17 protein-coding genes are annotated in these 23738 nt (G+C 65.6%); 13 read left to right on the plus strand and 4 right to left on the minus strand.

Annotated features, from left to right (window positions below; genetic code table 11):
• Nucleotides 1–72 precede the first annotated feature (72 nt).
• Genes ACP7C5_RS05370 through ACP7C5_RS05380 form a run of 3 tightly spaced genes read left to right on the plus strand, consistent with a single transcriptional unit; the run spans nucleotide 73 to nucleotide 2709 of the window.
• Nucleotides 73–828 carry a prepilin peptidase gene (locus ACP7C5_RS05370; RefSeq protein WP_426263454.1) on the plus strand — a complete coding sequence of 252 codons (756 nt, stop codon included), beginning with the start codon at nucleotides 73–75 and terminating at the stop codon, nucleotides 826–828.
• Nucleotides 825–1286, plus strand: a complete 462-nt coding sequence (locus ACP7C5_RS05375) for a hypothetical protein (RefSeq protein ID WP_133188823.1) — start codon at nucleotides 825–827, stop codon at nucleotides 1284–1286. Before ACP7C5_RS05370 ends, ACP7C5_RS05375 begins: the two co-directional genes overlap by 4 nt.
• Nucleotides 1287–1296: 10 nt before the next feature.
• The gene (locus ACP7C5_RS05380) at nucleotides 1297–2709 is read left to right on the plus strand and encodes a coniferyl aldehyde dehydrogenase (protein WP_354286087.1); all 1413 of its coding nucleotides are present in this window, start codon (nucleotides 1297–1299) and stop codon (nucleotides 2707–2709) included.
• 143 nt (nucleotides 2710–2852) lie between these two features.
• On the opposite strand, the gene ACP7C5_RS05385 is transcribed toward ACP7C5_RS05380, so the two are convergent.
• The 4 genes from ACP7C5_RS05385 to hppD form a co-directional block, all read right to left on the minus strand.
• Nucleotides 2853–3449, minus strand: coding sequence for a DUF1989 domain-containing protein (locus ACP7C5_RS05385; RefSeq protein WP_426263455.1), 597 nt, complete (start codon nucleotides 3447–3449; stop codon nucleotides 2853–2855).
• The gene (gene gntA / locus ACP7C5_RS05390; RefSeq protein ID WP_133191983.1) at nucleotides 3446–4153 is read right to left on the minus strand and encodes a guanitoxin biosynthesis heme-dependent pre-guanitoxin N-hydroxylase GntA; all 708 of its coding nucleotides are present in this window, start codon (nucleotides 4151–4153) and stop codon (nucleotides 3446–3448) included. Before gntA ends, ACP7C5_RS05385 begins: the two co-directional genes overlap by 4 nt.
• 52 nt (nucleotides 4154–4205) lie before the next feature.
• Nucleotides 4206–5498 (minus strand): homogentisate 1,2-dioxygenase, encoded by a 1293-nt coding sequence (gene hmgA / locus ACP7C5_RS05395; protein ID WP_426263456.1) that lies wholly within the window; start codon nucleotides 5496–5498, stop codon nucleotides 4206–4208.
• Nucleotides 5499–5605: 107 nt separating this feature from the next.
• Nucleotides 5606–6682, minus strand: coding sequence for a 4-hydroxyphenylpyruvate dioxygenase (gene hppD, locus ACP7C5_RS05400; protein WP_426263457.1), 1077 nt, complete (start codon nucleotides 6680–6682; stop codon nucleotides 5606–5608).
• A gap of 76 nt (nucleotides 6683–6758) precedes the next feature.
• Here hppD and ACP7C5_RS05405 point away from each other — a divergent pair, with 76 nt between their 5' ends.
• The 10 genes from ACP7C5_RS05405 to argE all read left to right on the plus strand — a co-directional run bounded on the left by ACP7C5_RS05405 (nucleotide 6759) and on the right by argE (nucleotide 23534).
• On the plus strand, nucleotides 6759–7205 hold the full coding sequence (locus tag ACP7C5_RS05405) for a MarR family winged helix-turn-helix transcriptional regulator (RefSeq protein ID WP_133188813.1): 447 nt from the start codon (nucleotides 6759–6761) through the stop codon (nucleotides 7203–7205).
• 89 nt (nucleotides 7206–7294) lie between these two features.
• A complete protein-coding gene (locus ACP7C5_RS05410) occupies nucleotides 7295–9361 on the plus strand; it encodes a malate synthase G (RefSeq protein WP_426263458.1) in 2067 nt (688 codons plus the stop codon).
• A gap of 135 nt (nucleotides 9362–9496) precedes the next feature.
• A complete protein-coding gene (locus ACP7C5_RS05415) occupies nucleotides 9497–11494 on the plus strand; it encodes a BamA/TamA family outer membrane protein (protein WP_426263905.1) in 1998 nt (665 codons plus the stop codon).
• The gene (locus tag ACP7C5_RS05420; RefSeq protein ID WP_426263459.1) at nucleotides 11494–15738 is read left to right on the plus strand and encodes a translocation/assembly module TamB domain-containing protein; all 4245 of its coding nucleotides are present in this window, start codon (nucleotides 11494–11496) and stop codon (nucleotides 15736–15738) included. Before ACP7C5_RS05415 ends, ACP7C5_RS05420 begins: the two co-directional genes overlap by 1 nt.
• Before the next feature lie 77 nt (nucleotides 15739–15815).
• Nucleotides 15816–17297 carry a flavin-containing monooxygenase gene (locus tag ACP7C5_RS05425; RefSeq protein WP_426263460.1) on the plus strand — a complete coding sequence of 494 codons (1482 nt, stop codon included), beginning with the start codon at nucleotides 15816–15818 and terminating at the stop codon, nucleotides 17295–17297.
• An 86-nt stretch (nucleotides 17298–17383) separates the two neighbouring features.
• Nucleotides 17384–18022 (plus strand): CerR family C-terminal domain-containing protein, encoded by a 639-nt coding sequence (locus ACP7C5_RS05430; RefSeq protein WP_426263461.1) that lies wholly within the window; start codon nucleotides 17384–17386, stop codon nucleotides 18020–18022.
• Nucleotides 18019–19239, plus strand: a complete 1221-nt coding sequence (locus tag ACP7C5_RS05435; RefSeq protein ID WP_189674948.1) for an HlyD family secretion protein — start codon at nucleotides 18019–18021, stop codon at nucleotides 19237–19239. Before ACP7C5_RS05430 ends, ACP7C5_RS05435 begins: the two co-directional genes overlap by 4 nt.
• Nucleotide 19240: 1 nt before the next feature.
• Nucleotides 19241–20857, plus strand: a complete 1617-nt coding sequence (locus tag ACP7C5_RS05440; protein ID WP_189674947.1) for a DHA2 family efflux MFS transporter permease subunit — start codon at nucleotides 19241–19243, stop codon at nucleotides 20855–20857.
• Nucleotides 20854–22329 (plus strand): efflux transporter outer membrane subunit, encoded by a 1476-nt coding sequence (locus ACP7C5_RS05445; protein ID WP_426263462.1) that lies wholly within the window; start codon nucleotides 20854–20856, stop codon nucleotides 22327–22329. Before ACP7C5_RS05440 ends, ACP7C5_RS05445 begins: the two co-directional genes overlap by 4 nt.
• 35 nt (nucleotides 22330–22364) lie before the next feature.
• The gene (gene argE, locus ACP7C5_RS05450; RefSeq protein WP_426263463.1) at nucleotides 22365–23534 is read left to right on the plus strand and encodes an acetylornithine deacetylase; all 1170 of its coding nucleotides are present in this window, start codon (nucleotides 22365–22367) and stop codon (nucleotides 23532–23534) included.
• The last annotated feature ends 204 nt before the right edge of the window (nucleotides 23535–23738 follow it).

Raw genomic sequence — 23738 nt, forward strand, 5'->3', positions numbered from 1 at the left:
AGCCGGCGGTTTTACAAACGAGCCGCGATCGGGTGGCTTCCCGATGCGACGGGAATGGCGATAAGGAGGCGCATGGTGGAGATGCTCCTATGGCCGGCGCTGCTCGGGCTGCTCGGCGCCGTGATCGGGAGCTTTGTCGCAACGCTCGTGATCCGCTGGCCGGAGGGGCGATCGGTGATGCGCGGGCGGTCGCACTGCGACGGCTGCGGCGCGTCGCTCGGCGCGCGCGATCTCATCCCGTTGGTGAGCGCGGCGCTGGCAGGAGGGCGATGCCGGCGCTGTAGGGCGCCGATCGACGCGCGGCATTGGCAGATCGAGCTTGGCTGTCTGGTGATCGGCGCGCTCGCCGGTTGGGCGGTGCCGGGGCCTGTCGGGCTGGCGGGCGCCGCGTTCGGCTGGCTGCTGCTGACGCTTGCCGCACTCGATATCGCAGAATTCTGGCTGCCCGACGCTTTGACGGCGACGCTAGCGGGCGGCGGGCTCGTAACGGGGTTACTCGGTGTCGAGCCCTCGCTCGTCGACCGGCTGATCGGCGCGGTGAGCGGCTTTGCCGTGCTGTGGGCGATCGGGGCAGGGTATAAGCGTCTGCGGCACCGCGAGGGGCTGGGCGGGGGAGACCCGAAATTGCTCGGCGCGATCGGGCTATGGCTCGGCTGGCGGCTGCTCCCGGCGGTCGTTTTGCTGGCCGCGCTTATCGGGCTGGCGATCGTCCTGGCCGGTATGCTGAACGGGCGCAAAGCGGGGCTGGGCGATCGGATGCCGCTGGGGGCGCTGCTCGCGATCGCGGCTTACCCGGCCTGGCTGTTCCTGCTAGGCCAGTCGTCATGAAAGCGCTTCTCTTGCTCGCGCCGCTCGTGATTGCCGCAGCCCCGCAGGCGGCGCCGGTTCCGCCAGCCCAGCCGCTCGCTTCGGTCGATGGCCTGCCGATCGGCGCGATTCCGAAGCAGGATTTGCCCGCACGCGGCTGCGCTGCCTATCTCTGGACCGCGAGTGGGACTCGAGCGCTGATCGCGATGGTCGGGGCCGATCCGGCGCGCCTGCGCGTCTCGGTTCAGGGCAAGGTGACCGATCTCGACCGCAGCGCGCAAACCGGCGCGAGCGGCTTCGGATTTCCCGAACGCGCCGAATATGGCGGCGGCCCGCTCGTCGCGAAATTGACGATGAAGGTTGAAACCCGCGAATCGATCAGTGGTGGAGCGGTCGTGCCCGAGGGATTGCTCGAGATCGACCAAGCGGGGCAGGATACGATCATAGTGCCGGTCGCGGGGTTGATCGGCTGCACGTGAGGGGAAAATGATGACGATGCTCGATGTTCTGAACGCTCAGCGCGCTGCCTTCATGGCCGAGCTGCCCGTCAGCCTCGCGGTCCGCAAGGACCGGCTCACGCGCGCCGCCGCGATGATCGCCGACAATGCCGACGCGTTCTGCGACGCGCTGAGCGAGGATTTCGGGCATCGCAGCCGCGAGCAGTCGATGCTCACCGACATCGCCTCGTCGGTCGCGCCGATCCGCCATGCGCTCAAATCGGTCGAGGGTTGGATGCGGCGTGACAAGCGCGCGGTGCAATTCCCGCTCGGCCTGCTCGGCGCGCGCGCCTGGGTCGAATATCAGCCCAAGGGCGTGGTCGGCGTGATCGCGCCGTGGAATTTCCCGGTCAATCTGGTGATGGGCCCGGTCGCCGGCGCCTTTGCGGCGGGGAACCGCGTGATGGTCAAGACGAGCGAATTCACTCCGCGCACGGCGGCGCTGTTCGAAGCAGTGTGCCCGAAATATTTCGCAGCCGACGAACTCGCGTTCTTCAGCGGCGCGGCCGAGGTCGGCAAGGCGTTTTCCGAGCTGCCGTTCGATCATCTGATCTTCACCGGCGCGACCGGGATCGGGCGGTACATCCTGCATGCCGCCGCCGACAATCTCACGCCCGTCACGCTCGAGCTCGGCGGCAAGTCGCCGGTGATCGTCGGCAAGGATGCCGATATCGCCAAGACGACCGAGCGCGTCGCGATCGGCAAGATGCTCAACGCCGGCCAGATCTGCCTCGCGCCCGATTACATGCTCGTGCCCGAAGCGCAGGAGCAAGCTGTGGTCGATGGCCTCAAGGCAGCGGTGTCGGCGATGTACCCGACGCTGCTCGCCAATCCCGATTACACCGCGATCATCAACGATCGGCATCACCAGCGGCTCGAGGAATGGGTCGCCGATGCGCGCGCCAAGGGCGCGACGGTCGAGACGGTCAATCCGGCGGGCGAGGATTTCGCCGGCTCGAACAGCCGCAAGATGCCGCTCCACATCGTCCGCAACGCGACCGACGACATGATCGTGATGCAGGAGGAGATCTTCGGACCGATCCTCCCGGTGCGGCGCTATAGCGGCATCGACGCCGCGATCGGCGAGGTCAACCGTCGCGACCGGCCGCTCGGGCTCTATTATTTCGGGCCCGATGCCGACGAGCGGCGGCGCGTGCTCGACCGGACGATTTCGGGCGGGGTGACGCTCGACGACGTGGTGTTCCACGTCTCGATGGAGGAACTGCCGTTCGGCGGGATCGGTCCCTCGGGGATGGGATCGTATCACGGCACTGACGGCTTCAAGACGTTCAGCCACGCCAAGGCGGTGTTTAAGCAAGCCAAGCTCGACGTAGCGAAACTGGCCGGCCTCAAGCCGCCTTACGGCAAGGCGACGTGGACGAGCATCAAGCGGCAGATGAAATAGGCGGTTACCAGCTTCCCCGTCTAACCGTCACCCCGGGCTCGTCCCGGGGTCCACCGGGCCGCGAGCGCTGCGGCCGCGGCGCGTGCGTGACGGTGGACCCCGGCACAAGGCCGGGGTGACGAAGTAGGGCTTCGAACCAAATGTTAGCGAGCAGAGTCGATCCGGTAGTGGATCGGCTTGAAGCTTCCGCCATTGCTCGCCGGTGCCGAGCAGGCGGTGAGGCCGATCACCAGGTCCATCGCCGCGCGAAAGACGATGTGATCGCCCGCCTGGCTGATCGGCGGCAGCACCGACAGCTTGCCGGTGGTCGCGTCCACCGGCACGTTCATGAAGCAGTTGAATGCGACCGGAATCCGGTCGGGCGCGACGCCATACGGCTCGAGCGCCGCCGCCAGATTGCCGAAGCATCCGCGATGCGGCGGCAAGTCGGGATAGAAGTGGTGGAAGGTGTCGTACGAGCACGGCGTGAGCAAAAAATCGTGCCGCCCGACGGTATCGGCAACAATCTCGAGCATCGGCCGCGAGCGGTTGGAATAGAGCAAATGGCCCGTCGTCAAGAAGATCGTCTCGGCATAATCGAGCGTCCTGCCCGACGATATCACCTCATCGAGGTCTTCAGCGTTGAACGCGAGCAAATCGGCAACTTGCCGACCGCGTGGGTCGATCACCGTCAGCGTCTCGCCGTGCGACAGCCGGAAGGCAGTGCCACTGCGTTCGGGGATTTCGATCGTCGCGCTCATTCGGGCGTGCCTGCATAGCTGAACGGACATTTCCACTCGGCGTCGACCACGCGCCCGCTATATTGCCGCGCCTCGCTGATTTCGCCGTGGCGCGCGAGCATCGGATTGCGGCTGCCCGCCAGCGCCTCGTCGCGCACGAGGATCTTCTCGCGCATGCCCTCGTAGCGGCCCTGGTCGCGCAAGGTGGTGAACTGGTCGTGCAGGTTGAACACCATCGTCGGACGCGCAAAGCGGCGCGCAGGGCGACTGGCGTTGGGGTGCAGACCGACAATGAAAAATGCTTCGCCGCCGAAGCTCAGCGAGAAATGCGGGCTGTCCGGGTCGGCGCTGACGCCCTTGTCATAGCCCTGACCACGCCACACGTCCTTGTCCGAGATCGATTGAGCACGCTGCCACAGCGCCGTCTCGAACGCGTCTTCGCTGAGCGCATCGGGTCCATCGAAGATCACCGCAAAGCTGCGGAAAAGCCCGGGCTCGGCACGATAGTCTGCGGCGAAATGCATCAGCCCGTCGTGAATGCGCAAATCGTCCCACGCGCTGTCGATCCGGTCGCAGGCGAGGACCGCGAGCGTGCCCTTGGCCAGCGCGGCCTTGGCCCCAACGCACGGGAAATCGGCCGCCGCGACGTGCGCGTCGAGCAAGGCCTGGAAATCGCCCTGCGCGCGGTGGCGCCAGGGAAAGAGCGGAGTGGACGGGGCTGGCATGCCCATCAAGACGACTCCCGCCTGCGTAAGGTTCCCAAAAACCTAGTTGATCTCAATCAGACGCTTCACGAACTTGTGCCTTGGGAAAACCGTCCCACGCTTGATCGTAATCGACGTCCAGGGCGCTCGTTTCCAAGGCAAATTCGGTCGGTGTGAAGACCCAGCGGCTCTCGATCATGAAGGCCATCGTGCCGTCGAGCTTGTGCGGCTTGAGGTCGGCGGCGCTGGCACCCTGCCAGCTCGCGACGTCGGGGCCGTGCCCGCTCATCTGGTTGTGCAGCGACAGCGCGCCCGGCACGAAGCCGTCGGCCTTCGCATCATACGCGCCGTACAGCAGCCCCATGCACTCGCTCATCGTGTTGCGGTGGAACCAGGGCGGGCGGAAGGTGTCCTCGGCAACCAGCCAGCGTGGTGGGAAGATCACGAAATCGACGTTCGCGGTGCCGGGGACTTCGCTCGGCGAGGTCAGCACGGTAAAGATCGAGGGGTCGGGATGATCGAAGCTGATGCTGCCGATCGTGTTGAAGCGCGTAAGGTCGTACTTCCAGGGCACGTAATTGCCGTGCCACGCGACGACGTCGAGCGGCGAGCGGCCGAGGTTGGTGCTCCACAGGCTGCCGAGAAATTTCTGGACGAGCTGATAGTCGCCCTCGACATCCTCGAACCACGCAACGGGGGTTTCGAAATCGCGTGGGTTGGCGAGGCCGTTCGCGCCGATCGGGCCGAGATCGGGGAGGCGGAAGGGCTGGCCGTGATTTTCGGCGACATAGCCGCGCGCCGTGCCATCGGGCAGCGTGACGCGGAAACGCACGCCGCGCGGGATCAGCGCGACCTCGCCCGGCTTCACGTCGATCCGGCCGAATTCGGTAAGCAGCGTCAGCGCACCGTGCTCGGGCAGGATCAGCAGCTCGCCATCGGCCGAGGCGAAGGCGCGGTTCGCCATGTCCTTGGTCGCTCGGTAGATGTGCATCGCGACGCCGGTCTGCGTCTTGGGGCCGTCGCCCGCGACGACCATCGTGGTCAGGCTGTCGAGCCAGTCGGCGTCCGACGTCTCGAGCGGCTTCCAGCGAAGCCGGTTGGGGGCGAGCGGGGCGGTGGCGACGCCGGGGGCGAAGAGCGGCGCGCCGTCATAGCGCGTGAAGGCTGGGTGCGCCGCGGACGGGCGCAAGCGGTACAGCCACGAGCGGCGGTTCTCGTGGCGCGGCGCAGTGAAGGCGGTGCCGCTGAGCTGCTCGGCATAAAGGCCAAACGCTGGCTTTTGTGGGGAATTGCGGCCGACCGGGAGCGCGCCGGGGACGGCTTCGCTCGCGAAGTGGTTGCCGAAGCCGGTCATGTAATCGGTCATCTCGCGATCCCATCGTCGCCCCGGCGGAGGCCGGGGCCGCTGCGTTCGTGTCGCGCCGCTCGCATCACGCGCAGCGGCCCCGGCCTCCGCCGGGGCGACGCGCGTGCTCAGGCCTCGACTGCGCCCGGCACCACGCCGCGGCGGATCTGGTCGAGCTCGATGCTCTCGAACAGCGCCTTGAAATTGCCCTCGCCAAAGCCGTCATTGCCCTTGCGCTGGATGATCTCGAAGAAGATCGGCCCGACCATGTTCTCGGTGAAGATCTGCAGCAGCAGGCCGCCGCCGGTCTCGGGCGCGCCGTCGATCAGGATGTCGCGCTTGCGCATTTCCTCGACGTCGTGGTTGTGCCCGGGAAGGCGCTTGTCGATCAGATCGAAATAGGTTTGCGGCGTCGTCTGGAAACGGATCCCGTTCGCGCGCAGCGTATCGACCGTCTTGAAGATGTCGTCGGTCGCGAGTGCGAGATGCTGGATGCCTTCGCCCTTATAGTCCTTGATGAACTCCTCGATCTGCGAATGCTCGTCCTGGCTTTCGTTCAAGGGGATGCGGATCTTGTCGTCGGGCGCGGTCATCGCCTTGGAGAAGAGGCCGGTCGACTGGCCCTCGATGTCGAAATAGCGGATCTGGCGGAAGTTGAAGATCCGCTCGTAATAATCCGCCCAATAGGCCATCCGCCCGCGCTGCAGATTGTGCGTCAGATGGTCGAGCGTGTGGAGGCCGACGCTGTGGTCATCGACGCCGGCGCCGTCGACCGGGGTGAAGTCGGTTTCGTAGATCCGCGACTTCTCGTCGACCAGATACAGGTTCGCGCCGCCAATGCCTTCGATCGCGGGGAGCTCGAGCTCGTCCGGGCCAACGGCGCCCTTGACCGCGACAGCACCGCGTTCGACCGCCATCTTCAGCGCGCTTTCGCCATCAGCGACGCGGAACGCCATCGCATTGGCCGAGGGGCCGTGCGTATCGCGGAAGCCCGCGACCTGACCCGCGTCATCCATGTTGAGCAGGAAGTTGATGTCGCCCTGCGCGTAGCGGCGGACGTTCTTCGACTTGTGGTTGCCGACATGCGTGAAGCCCATCTTGACGAACAGGTCGGCCATCGCCTCGGGGTTGGGCGAGGTGAATTCGACGAATTCGAAGCCGTTCAGGCCCATCGGGTTTGCAGGCTTGGTGTCTGGCGCGGTCATCGGTCGGCTCCAACTGGTTTCATATGAAACGATATAGCGGGCTTGCACGAACCGGTCCATCCCGTATCGATTGTGCATGGCAACGCTCAAACTCGACGACTTCCTGCCCTATCGCTTGTCGATCGCGTCGAACCGTGTGTCTGCCGCGATCGCCAGCGCGTATCAGGCGCTGTTCGGGCTCAAGATTTCGGAATGGCGGCTCGTCGCGGTGATCGCCGAAGGGCCGGGGATGACGCAGCAGGCGCTGGGCTTGGCGACGCGGATGGACAAGGTCACCGTCAGCCGCGCCGCCGCCGCCCTGGTCGAACGCGGGCTCGTCGCGCGGCAGCCAAATCCGGGCGATCAGCGCTCGCACATGCTCGCGCTGACGGCGACGGGCCAGGCGTTGTACGACGATGTCGCGCCCAAGGCGCTCGAGCTCGAGGCGCGTGTTTTTGCGGGATTTTCGCCAGCGGAGATCAAGGCGTTCCGCGCGATGCTTGACCGGATCGAGGCATCTGCCGCACCGTTCGACCCGGAGTGAGGAGGGAGCAGGGTTGATAGCAGGGCCTTTGCTGGCCTAAGCGACCTCGGCCCTCCCCAGGCGAACCGTGTTTTTCCAGGAGGACATCCATGCCCGACATGCTCGATCGCGCCGGCCTTTCGGTGGCAGCGCCGCTCGCCACTTTCGTCGAGGAGCGTGTCCTGCCGGGGCTCGACATCGCGCCCGGCGCGTGGTGGTCGGGCGTTGCCGCGATCTACGCCCGCTTCGCGCCCGAGAATGCCGCGCTGCTGCGCGTGCGCGACGATCTCCAGGCCAAGATCGATTCGCGCTATCAGGCGGGCGGGGCGGTCGATGCGGCATATCTGCGCGAAATCGGCTATCTCGTCGACGAGCCGGCGCCCTTCACCGTCACCACCGAGCATGTCGATCCGGAGGTCGCGACGATGGCGGGGCCGCAGCTCGTCGTGCCGATTCTCAACGCGCGCTTCCTGCTCAACGCTGCCAACGCGCGCTGGGGCAGCTTGTACGATGCCTATTACGGCACCGACGCGTTGCCGGGGATGGCGGTGCCGGGCGGCTATGATCCGGTGCGCGGGCGCCAGGTCGTCGTTGCCGCAAAAGCGTTTCTCGACCAGGCCGTACCGCTTGCGGACCGTCCCTGGGCCGAACTCGCCGACAAGGAGCCGGTATTGCGCGATCCGGCGCAGCTGGTCGGGCGCAAGGGCGCGTCGTGGCTGTTCGTCCATAACGGGCTGCACATCGAAGTGGTGGTCGATCGCGACCATCCGATCGGGCGTGACGATCCGTCGGGAATCGCCGACGTCATCCTCGAATCGGCGTTGACGACGATCTGCGACCTCGAGGATTCGATCGCCGCGGTCGATGCCGAGGACAAGGTCGCGGCCTATACCAACTGGCTCGGGCTGATGACGGGGGCGCTCGAGGAATCGTTCGACAAGGGCGGCAAGACGATCACGCGACGGCTCAACCCCGATCGCGTCTATGATGACGGCCTGACGCTGGCGGGGCGCAGCCTGTTGTTCGTCCGCAACGTCGGGCACTTGATGACGACGCCCGCGCTGCGGCTCGGCGACGGCAGCGACGCGCCCGAGGGGATTCTCGACGCGATCATCACCAGCACGATCGCGCTCTACGACTTACGCAAGCTCGGCGCGTTCCAGAACAGCCGCGCGGGTTCGGTCTATATCGTCAAGCCCAAGATGCATGGGCCGGCCGAATGCGCCTTCACCAATGCGCTGTTCGACGCGGTGGAAGATCTGCTCGGCCTGGCGCGCAACACGCTCAAGGTCGGCGTGATGGACGAAGAGCGCCGCACTTCTGCCAATCTCGCCGCCTGCATCGAAGCGGTGAAGGACCGCATCGTCTTCATCAACACCGGCTTCCTCGATCGCACCGGCGATGAGATGCACACCGCGATGCGCGCGGGGCCGATGATCCCCAAGGGCGAGATGAAGACCAGCGATTGGATCAAGGCGTATGAGGACCGCAACGTCCGCATCGGTCTTGCCGCCGGCCTGTCGGGCCGGGCGCAGATCGGCAAGGGGATGTGGGCCGCGCCCGACCGGATGGGCGATATGCTCGTGCAGAAGATCGCGCATCCGCAAGCTGGCGCCAATACGGCGTGGGTCCCGTCGCCGACCGCGGCGACGTTGCATGCGATGCATTATCATCAGGTCGACGTGTTCGCGCGGCAGAAGGCAATCGCCAGGGAATCGATCCCGTCGCTCGATGCGCTGCTCAGCGTGCCCGTCGCGCAAGGCCGCAACTGGACGCCCGACGAAATCCGCGCCGAGCTCGACAACAATGCGCAGGGGATTCTCGGCTATGTCGTGCGCTGGATCGACCAGGGCGTCGGATGCTCCAAGGTGCCCGACATCCATGATATCGGGCTGATGGAAGACCGCGCGACACTGCGCATCTCGTCGCAGCACATCACCAACTGGCTGCTCCACGGGGTTGCGACCGCAGCGGACGTCGATGCGGCGTTCGAGCGCATGGAAGCAAAGGTCGATGCGCAGAATGCCGGCGACCCGCTCTATCATCCGATGAGCGGGCATCCCGACAGCTTGGCGCTGCAGGCGGCGCGCGCGCTCGTTTTCGATGGCGGCGCGCAGCCCAATGGCTATACGGAGCCGCTGCTCCACACCTATCGGCTGATGCTGAAACAAAGGTAGGGAAACCAACGCTGTTTCGTGCGTTGGCAGTCAGGTGGGAGTCGTTCGCGAGAGGTTCCCGCGCAGAAGCGGGGAAGTGAGTCGTTGAGCGTATCGGTGTTTTCGAGTGGGATTTTGGCTGTCGCTGCTGCAGGGATGCAGCAGTCGGAGCCTCCGGTAACGCCGTCGACTGCGCCGGTTGCCGCGCAACAAGGGCCCGAACCCGCGATCGTTCCCGATGCGGAATTCACCAAGGCGCTGCCGCCCTTGTCGAACGACATCAACGCCCCGCTCGAGCCGATGCTGCCCGTCGCGCAAGCGCCGGCCGAGACAGCCGCGCCGGAGCTCGCGCAACCCTTGCCTTCGCTCCAGGGCTTCGATTCGACTCCGCTGGTCGATGCGACCTTCAAGGACACGAAGTCGCCGGACATTCGCTACGATACCGAGGTTCGCGGTCTCGATGCGGTGAAACTGAAGGGCCAGTTCAACGGGCTTTCGGCGCTCCGTGGTGGCAAGGGCAAGGCCGCCAATGCGACCGTCGTTTCGGCGCGCGCGCGTGAGGACGAGGCGCTGGCGGTGCGGCTGATGAAGTCGCTCGGCTATTACGACGGCACCGCGGTTTCGACGCTCGAGCCGATCCCTGGCGATCCGACGAAGCTGCGCGCGATCGTCTCGGCGACGCCGGGCAAGCAGTACAAGCTCGGCACGATCACCGTAAAGGCTGAACCCACCACGCCGCCGGGGCTGATCGAAAGCCAGCTCCCGCTCAAGGTCGGCGATGCGATCGAAGCCGATCGCGTCCAGGGCGCCGAAGCCAATGTCGCGCTGATCCTGCCGCAGCGCGGATACCCGTTCACCAAGGTCGGCCAGCGCGACATCCTGCTCGACGATATGACCGGGACGGGCGACTATACACTGCCGGTCGATACCGGGCCGCGCTCGTCGTTCGGGACCTTCACCACCGAGGGACGGCTCGCCTTCGGCGCCGAGCATGTCAGCGTGCTGACGCGCTTCAAGCCGGAGCAACTCTACGACAACCGCCTGACCGACGATCTGCGCGCCGCGCTCGTCGCGACCGGACTGTTTTCGACTGTCTCGGTCGAGCCGGTGCGGACCGGGAACATCAACCCCGACGGGACCGAGCAGGTCAATCTGCTGGTCAAGCAGGAACGCGGCAAGCAGCGCTCGCTCGCGGTCAGCGGTGGCTACAGCACGGGACAGGGCGTCCGGCTCGAAGGGTCGTACACTGATCGCAACCGCTTCGCGCCCGAAGGCGCGCTGATCTTCACCGCAGTCGGCGGCACGCAGGAGCAAGGCGCGAGCGCGACCTTCCGCCGGTCCAACGCCGGCAAGCGCGACAAGACCGTGACGTTCACCGCATCGGCCAACCGGACGAGCTATGACGCGTACAATGCGTTGACCGCGACGCTGTCGGGCAAGGTATCGTACGATTCGACGCCGCTCTGGCAGAAGAAGTTCACCTACGCCTATGGCTTCGAATTGGTCGGGACCAACGAGAGCGTCTATGATTTCGGCCTCGGCGCGCGCAAGCGCGGGACCTATTTCATCGCAGCCTTGCCCGGCCAGGTGTTGTTCGACCGCTCGGACAGTCTGCTCAACCCGACCAAGGGATATCGCCTCAAGCTTAGCCTCAGCCCCGAGACCTCGGTCCGCGGCGCGGTGCGACCGTATGCCCGCACGCTGATCGAGGCGAGCGGCTATTATCCGATCGGGGACAGCATCGTCCTCGCCGGACGGCTCCGCGCGGGCTCGATCGCGGGTACCGGGCGGGACGAGCTTGCGCCGTCGCGGCGCTTTTATGGCGGCGGTGGCGGCTCGGTGCGCGGCTACGGCTATCAGCGGCTCGGTCCGCTCGATCCGCAGGGCAACCCCGTCGGCGGGCGCTCGATTAACGAATTCGCGCTCGAGGCGCGTTATCGCTTCGGCAATTACGGGATCGTGCCGTTCTTCGACGGCGGCAACGCCTATGAAGGTCCGATCCCCAAGGGCACCGATCTGCGCTACGGCGCGGGGATCGGCGGGCGCTTCTACACCAATTTCGGGCCGCTGCGCGTCGACGTCGCCACCCCGCTCAACCCGCGTAAGGGCGACGGCAAGGTCGCGCTCTACATTTCGATCGGACAAGCCTTTTGATGGCCGAGGAAGAGGTCGTCGTCGTGCGCCGTCCGCTGTGGCAGCGTATCGTAAAGTGGGTGGCGATCACGCTGGTCGGGCTGGTCGTTCTCGTCGGGCTGTTCGTGCTCGGCCTCAACACCGCGCCCGGGCGACGCGTGATCGCCAATTATCTGGGCGGCTACACCACCGCGTCGGGGCTCAACATCAAGGTCGGTCGGATCGACGGATCGCTCTATGGCGCGATGGTGCTGACCGATGTTCGCGTGAGCGACCAGAAGGGCGTGTTCCTGGCGTCCCCGCGGATCGCGGTCGACTGGCGGCCGTTTGCCTATGCGCAGAACCATATCGACGTGCGCTCGGCGCAGGCGGCGTTGGTGACGATGACGCGCTCGCCCGCGTTCAAGCCGACACCGACCGACCCCAACGCGCCGATCCTGCCCGATCTCGATATCGATATCGGTCGGCTGACGGTCGATCGCATGATTCTCGCCAAGCCGGTGACGGGCGAGGCGCATATCCTCAAGATCGACGCCGCGACGCACATCGCCGACAAGCGCGCACAGGTGACCGCCAATGTTGCGTCGCTGATGGGTGCCGGGATCGCTGGCGGCGATCGTCTGGTGCTGAAGCTCGATGCGGTTCCCGATCAGGACAAGCTCGATTTGGATGCGCGGCTGACCGCGCCGGCCAACGGCGTCGTTGCGCGAATGGGTGGCCTGAAGGCGCCGCTCGACTTTACCATCGGCGGCAAGGGCAGCTGGAACACATGGTCTGGTAAGGCGACGGGCACGCTCGGCGGCGCCCAACTAGCCGACCTGTCGCTCGAGGCGCATAGCGGCACCTTCAAGGTGCGCGGGACGACCAACCCCGGACTCTATCCAGGCGGCGCGCCCAAGGACAAGGCGACCCCGGTCAACCCGATCGCGCGGCTGACTGCGCCGGTCTTGCAAGTCGCGCTCGACGCGACACTCGACCAGCGCAAAGTCAATCTGACGACGACGCTGCGGTCGGACGCGCTTGCGCTCGACGCCAAGGGCCTGCTCGATCTCGCGCAGAGCAGCTTCGGGCAATTCGCCGTCAACGCAAAGCTGCTGACCCCCGGCGCGATCGCGCCCAACCTCAATGGGCGTGATGTCGCGGCGCGCGTCGTGCTCGACGGCAAGTTCGCTACGCCGACGGTCAATTACGTCATCACCGCCGGCGTGCTCGGCTTTGGCGAGACGCGGGTCGAGCAGCTGTATGCTTCTGGCCTTGCGCGCGTGAATGCCGATCACATCGTCGTTCCGGTCGCAGCGCGCGCCGCGCGTGTGACAGGGTTGAACGCGGCGGCGGGCGGGCTGCTCGACAACGTCGCGATCAACGGCGACTTCGCGATGGCCAAGGGCAAGGTCCTTTCAGACAATCTGCGGATTCGCTCGCGCAAGATCGATGCAACCGCGGTGGTGGTCGCCGATCTCGCGACCGGCCTGTATCGCGGCGCGCTCAACGGGCGGGTCAATGATTACAAGGTCGATGGTGTCGGCATTCTCTCGCTGCGCACCGACGCCAAGCTGGTGACGGTCGCAAGCGGTGGCTTCGGCATTACCGCGCATGTCGCGGCCAAGACGTCGCAGATCTTCAACGAAGGCGCGCGCAGCTTTCTCGGCGGGAATGCCGCGGTCACCGCCGATGTTGGTTATGATCCCAACGGCATCATCACCTTCCGCAACCTGCGGCTGAATGCGCCGCAATTCCGCGTCCTGCGAGGGCAGGGGCGGTATGATCCGAAAGGGCCGCTGCTCGTCGATGCCGACGCGTATTCCAACCAATACGGCCCGCTCACCGCGCGCGTGACGGGCACGGCGACCAAGCCTGTCGTGCTGCTCCGCGCCGCGCGGCCGGGCGTCGGCGTCGGTCTGGTGAATCTTGAGGCGCAGATACGCGGCAACGGCGCATCGTACGCGGTGCTAGCGAAGGGCGGGACCAATTACGGGCCGTTCACCGCCGATGTCCTCGTAACGCCGTCACCACGGCTGACCGCCGACATCCATAACGCCCGCTTCGCCGGCGTCGACTTCAAGGGCCGGGTCGAGCAGCTTGCCGCCGGGCCGTTCGGCGGGCGGATCACCTTTGCCGGATCGGGCATTAGCGGCGCTGCCCTGCTCGGCGCGCAAGGCAAGGTCCAGCGCGTCGATGTCGCCGCGCGCGCCAGCAACGCCAAGATCCCGGGGGCGACCGACTTCACGATCGGCCGCGCGATCATCAATGCGCAGGCCGTGCTCTATCCGAACGCGCCGCAAATCGTCGCCGACGCGCAGGTCGCCGATCTGCGCTACGGCGCCGCTGTGCTGTCGGCAGCGCGCGCGAAGATCAATTACGTCAACGGCAGCGGCACCGCGCAAGTGCTCGCGACGGGTTCGAACGGTGTGCCGTTCCGCGTTGCTGCCAACGCGCGCTTGAGCCCCAAGCTGTGGCTCGTCGCGACGCAGGGCCAAGCCAACGGTATCGCCTTCAAGACCGGCAATGTCGCGCGGATCGAGATCGATCGCGGCACGTATCGCTTGCAACCGACGCGAATCGATTTCGGCGCCGGCGCGAACAGCGCGGGTGGCAGCGCGCGGATCGCAGGCGAATACGGCAAGGGGCTCTCCGCCAAGCTGCGGCTCGACTCGCTCGACGTGTCGGTCGCCAACGCGCTTGTTCCCGATCTTGGCTTGGGCGGCACCGCGACGGGGTCGCTCGATTACACCCAGCCGCAAGGCGCTTCGGTCCCGCAGATCGCTGGCCGGTTCCGCATCAAGAACTTCACACGGTCGAGCCTGGCGAGCGTTTCGCAGCCGGTCGACGTGATCGCACAGGTCGGGCTGACCAATGCTGGCGGCGACGCGCGTGCGCTCATCCAGCGTGGCGGCGCTACGGTCGGTCGGCTGGTCGCGACCTTGCAGCCGCTCGGTGGCGGTAGCAGCTGGACGCAGCGCTTGCTCACCGCGCCGTTGTCGGGCGGGATCCGGTATAACGGCCCGTCGAGCGTGCTGTTCTCGCTCGCTGGTCTGGCCAAGCAGCAAGTGTCGGGGCCGATCGCGGTTGCTGCCGATTTCGGCGGGCGCGTCGATGCGCCGCAACTGACCGGCTTGGTTCGCGCCGATGCGCTGACCTATGACAACGAAGTCTACGGCACGCGTCTCACGCAAATGAAGATCGCCGGTCGTTTCACCAACGATCGTTTCGACCTGACGCAATTGTCGGCGCGCGCTGGCGAGGGCAGTGTGCAGGCGCAAGGCTCGGTTGGCTTCTCGGCGGCGGCGGGCTTCCCGATCGATATCAAGGCGACGCTCAACAACGCGCGGCTTGCCAGCAGCGACGCGCTTGGCGCGACCGCGACCGGCACCGTCTCGGTCAGCAACAGCAAGGCCAAGGGTGGCTTGATCACCGGTGACATCCGTATCCCCAATGCGCGTTACGAGATCATCCGCCAGGGCCAGGCCGAAGTCGCCGAACTGACGGGAGTGCGCCGCAAGAGCGATGTGGTGAAGGCCGCCACGCAACCCGCCGCCGAGGCTCCGATCGGCTTGTTCAAGCTCGACATCCGCGTGCGCGCGCAGAATCAGTTGTTCGTGTCCGGCATGGGGCTCGAGTCCGAGTGGGAGGCCGATATGCGCGTCGCCGGAACCTCGGCCGCGCCACAAATCCTCGGTCGGCTGCAGATCGTGCGCGGGACCTATTCGTTCGCTGGCAAGCGGTTCGACGTGACCAAGGGCGATGTCCGCTTCGCCGGCGGAGCGCTGGTCGATCCCGAGATCAACATCAGCGCGACGACGACGACCAACGACATCACCGTCGTGATCGACATCACCGGCACCGGCCAGAAGCCGCAGATCGCCTTCAATTCGACCCCGGCGCTGCCGCAGGACGAAGTGCTCAGCCGCCTGTTGTTCGGCAGTTCGGTGACCAATCTGTCGGCGATCCAGGCGATCCAGCTGGCATCCGCGCTCAACTCGCTGCGCGGATCGGGCGGCGGGCTCAATCCGCTCGGCAAGTTGCGCAGCGTCGCCGGGATCGATCGACTGCGGATCCTCGGGGCCGACTCGGCAACGGGGCAGAGCACTTCGCTCGCCGCCGGAAAGTACATCACCAAGAACATCTACGTCGAAGTGATCACCGACGCGCGCGGCTTCACTGCGACTCAGATCGAGGTGTCGCTGACCAAGGCGCTCAGCGTGCTGTCGCAGGCCGGGTCGTTCGGCGGGTCGAACGCAACGGTGCGCTACAAGCGCGACTTCTGACGGGGTGGAGCCGCCGACCGGCGGTTCCGCTTTCGCTTCGTGTAAAAATCGAATATCCGGTATCCCGGAGAGTGACGATGCGCACAGAACATTTCGACGTCGTGGTGGTTGGGGCCGGGCTTTCGGGGATCGGAGCGGGGTATCACCTGCAGACGCTGTGTCCCGACCGCAGCTATGTAATCCTTGAGGGAAGGGCCACACTCGGCGGGACGTGGGACCTGTTCCGCTATCCCGGCATCCGTTCCGATTCGGACATGTACACGCTCGGCTATGCGTTCAAGCCGTGGACCGAGGCGAAAGCCATCGCCGATGGTCCATCGATTTTGCAGTATGTCGGAGACACGGCCCGCGACTATGGCATCGATCAGCACATCCGCTTCGGGCATCACGTTCAGACGGCAAGCTGGTCGACATCGGACGCCCGGTGGACGGTGCGCGCCGACGGTCCCGATGGTCCGGCCAGCTTCACCTGCAATTTCCTCTTCATGTGCAGCGGCTATTACAATTACGCACGCGGCCATACGCCCGACTGGGCGGGGACAGAGCAGTTTGCGGGGCGGATCGTGCACCCGCAATTCTGGCCCGCCGATCTCGATTATGCCGGCAAGGAAGTCGTCGTCATCGGCAGCGGCGCCACTGCGGTGACGCTCGTGCCTGCCATGGCGCAGACCGCCGCGCATGTGACGATGCTGCAGCGCTCCCCGACCTATGTCGTGTCGCGTCCGGCCGAGGATGCGACGGCGAACTGGCTGCGCCGGAAATTGCCGGCGATGCTCGCCTACCGGCTGGTGCGGTGGCGCAACGTGCTGCTGGGCATGGCGTTCTTCAACTTGGCGCGCAAACGGCCGTCCAAGACCAAGGAACAGTTGATCAACATGGTGCGCGACCAGCTCGGGCCCGATTACGATGTCGCGAAGCACTTTACCCCGAGCTACAACCCCTGGGACCAGCGGTTGTGCCTCGTTCCCGATGCGGATTTGTTCGATGCGTTGAAGACGGGCAAGGCTTCGGTCGTCACCGACACGATCGCCCATTTCACGCCGGACGGCATCACGCTCACCTCCGGCGCGGAAGTGCCAGCCGACATCGTGGTGACCGCGACCGGCCTCGAACTGCAATTGCTCAGCGACGTCGCTTTCAGTGTCGACGGCGAGGCGGTCGATTTGGCGGACACCTATAACTACAAGGGCATGATGTATTCGGGCGTGCCGAACATGGCGTCGTCCTTTGGCTATACCAATGCGTCGTGGACGCTAAAGGCCGACCTGACCTGCGGGTATGTCTGTCGCTTGCTCAACACGATGAAGACGCGCGGCCTTCGCCAGGCGACGCCAACGCTCGAAGGTGCGCTGCCCGAGCCCAAGCCGTTCCTCGACTTCACTTCGGGCTATGTCACGCGGGCAATGGCGCGGTTCCCCAAGCAGGGCGACAAGTCGCCGTGGCGACTGCATCAGAACTATGCGCGAGACTTGCTGACGTTGCGCTTCGGCTCGGTCGACGATGCGATGGTGTTTTCAAACCCCGCGTCGACCAAGCGCACCGACAAAATCGCCGCCTGACGTCGGAACCACGGTCGATCGTCCGTGTTCTTGCGTAACGAAAGATTGCTCTTGCCCTGTTCGTTCGAACGAATTAACGGCGCCGGGTGCTTCAACAACGCCTCCTCGAAATCGCGATCGCAGAATTCGCCAGCAAGGGCCTGGAAGGCGCAAGCACGCGTAGCATCGCCGCGAAGGCGGGGACGGCCATGTCGTCGATCACATACCATTTTGGAGGCAAGGAAGGCCTCTATCTTGCCGCCGCAGATTATATCGCCGCGCAGATCGGCACCGACTTCGAGGCAACGCTTTCGATCGATGAGGTGCCCGCGGGGCTGACCCCCGATCAGGCGCGCGCCTTGCTGCATGACATGATCCGGCGCTTCATCGATACGATGACGGGACCGAAGAGCGCGATGTATTCGCTGTTCATCATGCGCGAGCAGATGGAACCGACCGAAGCCTTCGAGCGCATTTATGGCGGGTTGATGGGGCGGATGCTCGCCATGCTGGTCGAGTTGATCTGCATCGCGACCGCGCGCCGCGACGCCACCGTCGCGCAGGTCACCGCGATCACGCTGATGGGCCAGGTGATCGTGCTCCGTGGCTCGCGCGCGACGGTCCTCAAATTGCTGCAACGCCCCGACATCGACTCGGCGGCGATCGCGCTGCTCGCAGCCCGGATCGCGGCCAATACCGACGCCATTCTCGACCAACTGATTGCCGAACGACAGGAACTTCCATGAGCGAAGACCAGAGCACCGCCCGAAAGTCCGACGACGCCGAAGATCGCAAGCCCACGAATGGGCAAGGCGATGAAGACGGTGCGTCGGCCCATGTGCAAAAAGGCGATACCAAGGACGATGCGGGCGACAGCGATGCGTCGCAGGATGATGATTCGTCCGATGACAAGACGAAGAAGCCGTCGATCTTCACCAAACCGCTGTTCTGGATCATTCTCGTGATTGTCGTCGCGGTCATCGCGATAGGCGGCACGTTCTATTATCTCGACGCGCGCCAGTATGAGACGACCGACGATGCGTTCGTCGATGCGCATATCGTGCGCATCTCGCCCAAAGTCGCCGGCACGCTCAAGTCGGTTGCCGATATCGACAACCGGCACGTCGAGGCGGGTCGCCTGCTCGCGGTAATCGAGCCGTCGGGCCCCGAGGCGCAGGTCGCCGAAGCCGACGCGAACGTGAAGCAGGCGCAGGCGCAATACGAGCAAGCGCGCGCGCAAGTCACCGCAGCGCAGGCGAGCCGCGATCAGGCGGCAGCACAGGCGCGTAGCCCGCTCGCCACGGCGGCCAAGGCGCAACAGGATCTCGCGCGCTACCAGGCACTTGTGCGGCTTGATCCGAATGCCGTCGCGGCGCAGCAGCTCGACGCCGCGCGCGCAACCGCACGATCGACCGCGGCCGATGCCGCCGCCGCGCGCCAGCAGATCGACAGCGCCGCCGCCAACATCACCGTCGCACGCCGCCAGGTCGCCGCTGCGCAAGCCGTGATCGAAGCGCGCCGCGCGTCGGTCCAGCAAGCCAAGGTCACGCTGGGCGACAACCGCCTCGTCGCACCGGTGTCGGGCCAGGTCGTCAACCGCTCGGTCAATGTCGGTTCCTATGTCGGGCCGGGCACGCAGCTGATGGCGATCGTCCCCGACCACATCTGGGTCACCGCCAATTTCAAGGAAACCCAGCTGCAGTTGATGACGATCGGCCGACCGGTCGAGATCAAGGTCGACGCCTATCCCGACGTCAAGTTCAAGGGGCATGTCGATTCGATCCAGCGCGGCGCCGGCCAGGCTTTCGCGCTCCTGCCGCCGCAGAACGCCACGGGCAATTACGTGAAGGTCGTCCAGCGCGTACCCGTGCGGATCGAGTTCGATCTGAAGAACGGTCCCGATCCGCGCAAATATCCGCTGGGGCCGGGCATGTCGGTCGTCCCGACGGTCAAGGTCCGCTAAGATGGCCGCCGCCCCGGCAAAGACCGGGAAACGTGCGGATGGATGGGATCCGACACGATCGGCGGCGGGCAGCTACAGCCCTTGGCTGATCGTCGCGATTATCTCGATCCCGACGTTCATGGAGGTGCTTGACACCTCGATCGCGAACGTCGCGCTCGATCACATCGCCGGCGGCCTGTCGGTATCCAACGACCAGGCGACCTGGGTGCTGACTAGCTACCTCGTCGCCAATGCGATCATCATCCCGATCAGCGGCTGGCTGTCCGACGTGATCGGGCGGAAACGCTATTTCATGATTTCGATCGGTCTGTTCACCCTGTCGTCGCTGATGTGCGGCCTGGCGCCGAACCTGTCGACGCTCGTCATCGCGCGTGTGCTGCAAGGGATCGGCGGTGGCGGCCTCGCGCCGGTCGAGCAATCGATGCTTGCCGATACCTTTCCGCCCCGACTGCGCGGGATGGCGTTTGCGGCCTTCGCGATCGTGGTGGTGGTGGGGCCAGTGCTCGGGCCAACGCTCGGCGGCTATATCACCGAGAATTCGAGCTGGCATTGGGTGTTCCTGATCAACGTGCCGATCGGCATCGTGTCGCTCTTCCTCGTCAATCTGTTCGTCGACGAGCCGAAGGCGATCAAGGACGATCGCGCCAAGTTGCTCAAGCGCGGCATCCGTGTCGATTATATCGGCATCCTGCTGATTGCGCTCGGTCTCGGCTTCTTCGAGCTGACACTCGATCGCGGCGAGCGCGAGGACTGGTTTTCGAGCGGTCTGATCATCACCACCGCGACGATCTCGGCGCTGTCGTTGATCGCGCTCGCCTTCTGGGAAACCAACCACCCCGAGCCCGTGCTTGACTTGAAATTGCTCAAGAACCGCAATTTCTCGCTAACGCTGCTGGTGATGGGTGTGACCGGCATGATCCTGTTCGGCACGACGCAGCTGATTCCGCAGATGTTGCAGCAGGTGCTGGGCTACACGTCGTTCCAGGCAGGGCTCGCACTGACGTTCGGCGGGGTGGCGACGCTCGTGATGGTGCCGTTCGCCGGTCGGCTGTCGGGCGTGGTCGATGTCCGGCTGCTGCTCTTCCCGGCGCTGCTCGTCCAGGCGTTCGCGCTGTGGAATATGACGCACCTCAATGCCGACATCACGTTCCTCGATGCCGGCGTTGCGCGGCTTTATCAGGCGATGGGGCTGCCGTTCCTGTTCGTCCCGATCAGCGCGGTCGCCTATGTCGGGCTGCCGCAGAACAAGACCGCGCAAGCGTCGAGCATGCTCAACGTCGCGCGCAATCTTGGCGGGTCGATCGGCATCTCGGCGTCGCAGACGCTGCTGGCGTCGGGCTTGCAGCGTCATCAGTCGGAACTGGTCAACGGCCTGAGCCCGCTCAACCCCAATTACAACGAGTGGCTCGCCAAGGCGGGGGGCGCGTTTGGCGGGGTAGGGGATCCGACGACGACGCCGCTCGCGGTGCTCTATCAGACGGTGCAGCGCCAGGCGTCGATGCTGGCGTTCCTCGATGTCTTTCATTCCTTGATGATCGTGGTGCTCTGCATAGCCCCGGTCGTCTTCTTTATGCGCTCCGGCAAGTCCGGTGGCTCCGGTGGAGGCATGGCCCATTGACCCGCTCTCTCGTCATGACTGCGCTGCTGGGCGCGACCTTGCTCGCCGGCTGCACCGTCGGCCCGAACTATCACGCGCCCGAAATGGCGGTGCCGCCCGCCTTCAGCGAGCCGCAAGCCACCGCGCCCGGCGCGACGATCGACCCGGCGCATTGGTGGACCGCGTTCGGCGATCCGACGCTGACCTCGCTCGTCGAGCGCGCGCTGAAGGACAGTCCGAACATCGCGATCGCCGGGTCGCGCGTCCGTCAGGCTCGGCTGCAGGAAATCGCGGCGCACGCGATCGGCAAGCCGACGGTCGATGCGACGGGCAATGTGACGCATGTCGAGTTCAGCAAGAACGCTGGCTTCTCCTCGCTCGCCAGCCTGTTCTCGGGCGGCGGCGCGGGTGGTTCGGGGAGCTCGGGGGGAATCGCGCTGCCGGGCAGCGGCATCACCACCTATGCCGCAGGCTTCGATGCGAGCTGGGAGATCGATCTGTTCGGCGGTGGGCGGCGGAGCGTCGAGGGCGCTCTGGCGCGCACCGACGCCGCGATCTGGTCGCAACGCGATGCCGCGGTGACGCTCGGTGCTGAAGTGGCGCAGGCCTATTTCGCGATGCGGCTCGATCAAGCGCAGATCGCAGTGGTCGAGGACGAACTCGGGCGACAGCGTCGATCGCTGCAGATCGCCGGGAACGTCGCCAAGGTCGGACTCTCGCCGCAGATCGACGTGACGCGTCAGCAGCAGCAGATCACCACGCTCGAAGCGCGGCTCGAGCCGCTGCGCGCGGATGTGCGCGTCCGCATCCACGCGCTGGGTATCTTGCTCGGCGCGCAACCCGAAAGCCTGACCGCCGAGCTGACCGCTCCGTTACCGCCATTGCAGGCCATGCCCGTCGTGCCGGCAGGGCTGCCATCTGACTTGCTGCGGCGGCGTCCCGATATCCGCATGGCGGAGCGCAACCTCGCGGCGTCGACCGCCGATATCGGTGTCGCGGTGGCCGATCTGTATCCGAAGTTCAAACTCACCGGGATGGCGGAGCTCCTGTCGACGTCGCTCGCCTCGCTGTTCTCGCGCGACAGCATCCAGGCAACGGGCGTCGGCGGCGTGACGTTTCCGCTGCTCGACTGGGGCCGGCGTCGCGCGACGGTCGGTGTGCGCAAGGAGGACCGCGAACAGGCGTATCTCCAATATCAGGCAACGGTGCTTGGCGCGTTACGCGATGTCGAGGATCCGCTCGCTCGGATCGACGCCGAGCGACGGCGCAACGCGGCGCTGCGTCGCGCGGTCGCCGATGCGGAAGCGACCAACCATGCGGTCTATGCGCAATATAGCGCAGGGTTCGTTGCGCAGAACGCGCTGATCGACGCGCAAGTCACCGTGCTCAGCGCGCGCGAGCAACTCGTCGCGAGCGACGCGCAGTTGCGGCAGGACACGGCGGCGTTGTTCAAGGCGATCGGCGGGGGCTGGGAGGAAGCCAAGGCCGGGTGATTGGCAGCGGTGCGCGGGACGCCTAGGATTGGCCGATGGACCTTTCCGACGACCTGCAAACCGCCGCGCTGACTCATCTCGAAGCGCTGATCGGTTTCGACACCACTTCGCGTGATTCGAACCTTCAGCTGATCGAATATGTCGAGGCGTACCTCGGTGGCCTCGGAGTGGCATCGCGTCGCGTCGCGAATGCCGATGGCTCGAAGGCCAATCTTTATGCAACGGTCGGGCCGGCCGTGCCGGGCGGGGTGGTCCTGTCAGGGCACACCGATGTCGTGCCCGTCGACGGGCAGGCGTGGGCGAGCGATCCGTTTACGCTGACACGCCGTGGCGAGCGGCTTTACGGTCGCGGGACATGCGACATGAAGGGCTTTCTCGCGCTGGCGTTGGCGGCGGTCCCGGGCTTTGCGCGCGGCGAAACCGCTCGGCCGCTGCATCTGGCCTTCTCCTATGACGAGGAGGTTGGCTGCCTCGGCGCGCCGTCGATGATCCGCGCACTGGTCGCCGAGCTGCCGGCGCCAATCGCCGTCATCGTCGGCGAGCCGACCGATATGGAGGTCGTGAGCGGCCATAAGGGCATTTCGACCTGGCGCGTGACGGTGACGGGGCACGAGGCGCACTCGAGCCTGACGCACCTCGGAGTCTCGGCCAATATGGTCGCGATTGGGCTCATGACCCAGTTGCGCGTACTGGCCGAATCGTTCGAGCGGCATCCCGATCCCGAATCGCTCTATCACCCCCCGCATGCGACCCTCACGATTGGCCTGATGCAGGGTGGAACTGCGGTGAACATCCTGGCGCGCGAGTGCGGCTTCACCTTCGATCTGCGGACGCCGCCGGGGCAGGATCCGGATACGATCATCGCGCCGTTCCTTGCCGCCTGCGCGGAGGAAGATCAGGCGCTCAAGGCGCGGTTTGCCGATGCCGGTGTCGTTGTCGCGCGTCGCTCCGCAACGCCTTCGTTCGCGCCCGAGCCCGGTGGTGCGGCCGAAACGCTGGCGCGGCGCCTGGCTGGAGACAATGGTCCGGCGCGTGTCGTGCCCTATGCAGCCGAGGCCGGGCAATTTCAGGGTGCGGGGTTTTCGACGATCATCTGCGGGCCGGGCTCGATCGAGCAAGCACATCAGGCGGATGAGTATCTGGAGGTCGCTCAATTCGAGCGCGGCGCGGCGTTTATGCGGCGGTTGATAGAGGCGTTGCGTTAAACGCCACAAAAAATTATTTGTTGGGCGAAGTGTCGGCCGAACTGCAATCGAGTGCGTCCGCCAGATCAGAAACGATCATCGGGTACGCAGTTTTATATTGGGCAATCTTAACTTCGAATATGAGATCCAGGAAGAGATGACCCGACACTGCCGATAACTCGCTCCAAAAAGGACCTGATTTCGTTCGTGTCGGGTCGGAACGAG

It is taken from the genome of Sphingomonas sp. PWP1-2 (genome assembly GCF_049898305.1).
GTDB classification, from domain to species: domain Bacteria; phylum Pseudomonadota; class Alphaproteobacteria; order Sphingomonadales; family Sphingomonadaceae; genus Sphingomonas; species Sphingomonas glacialis.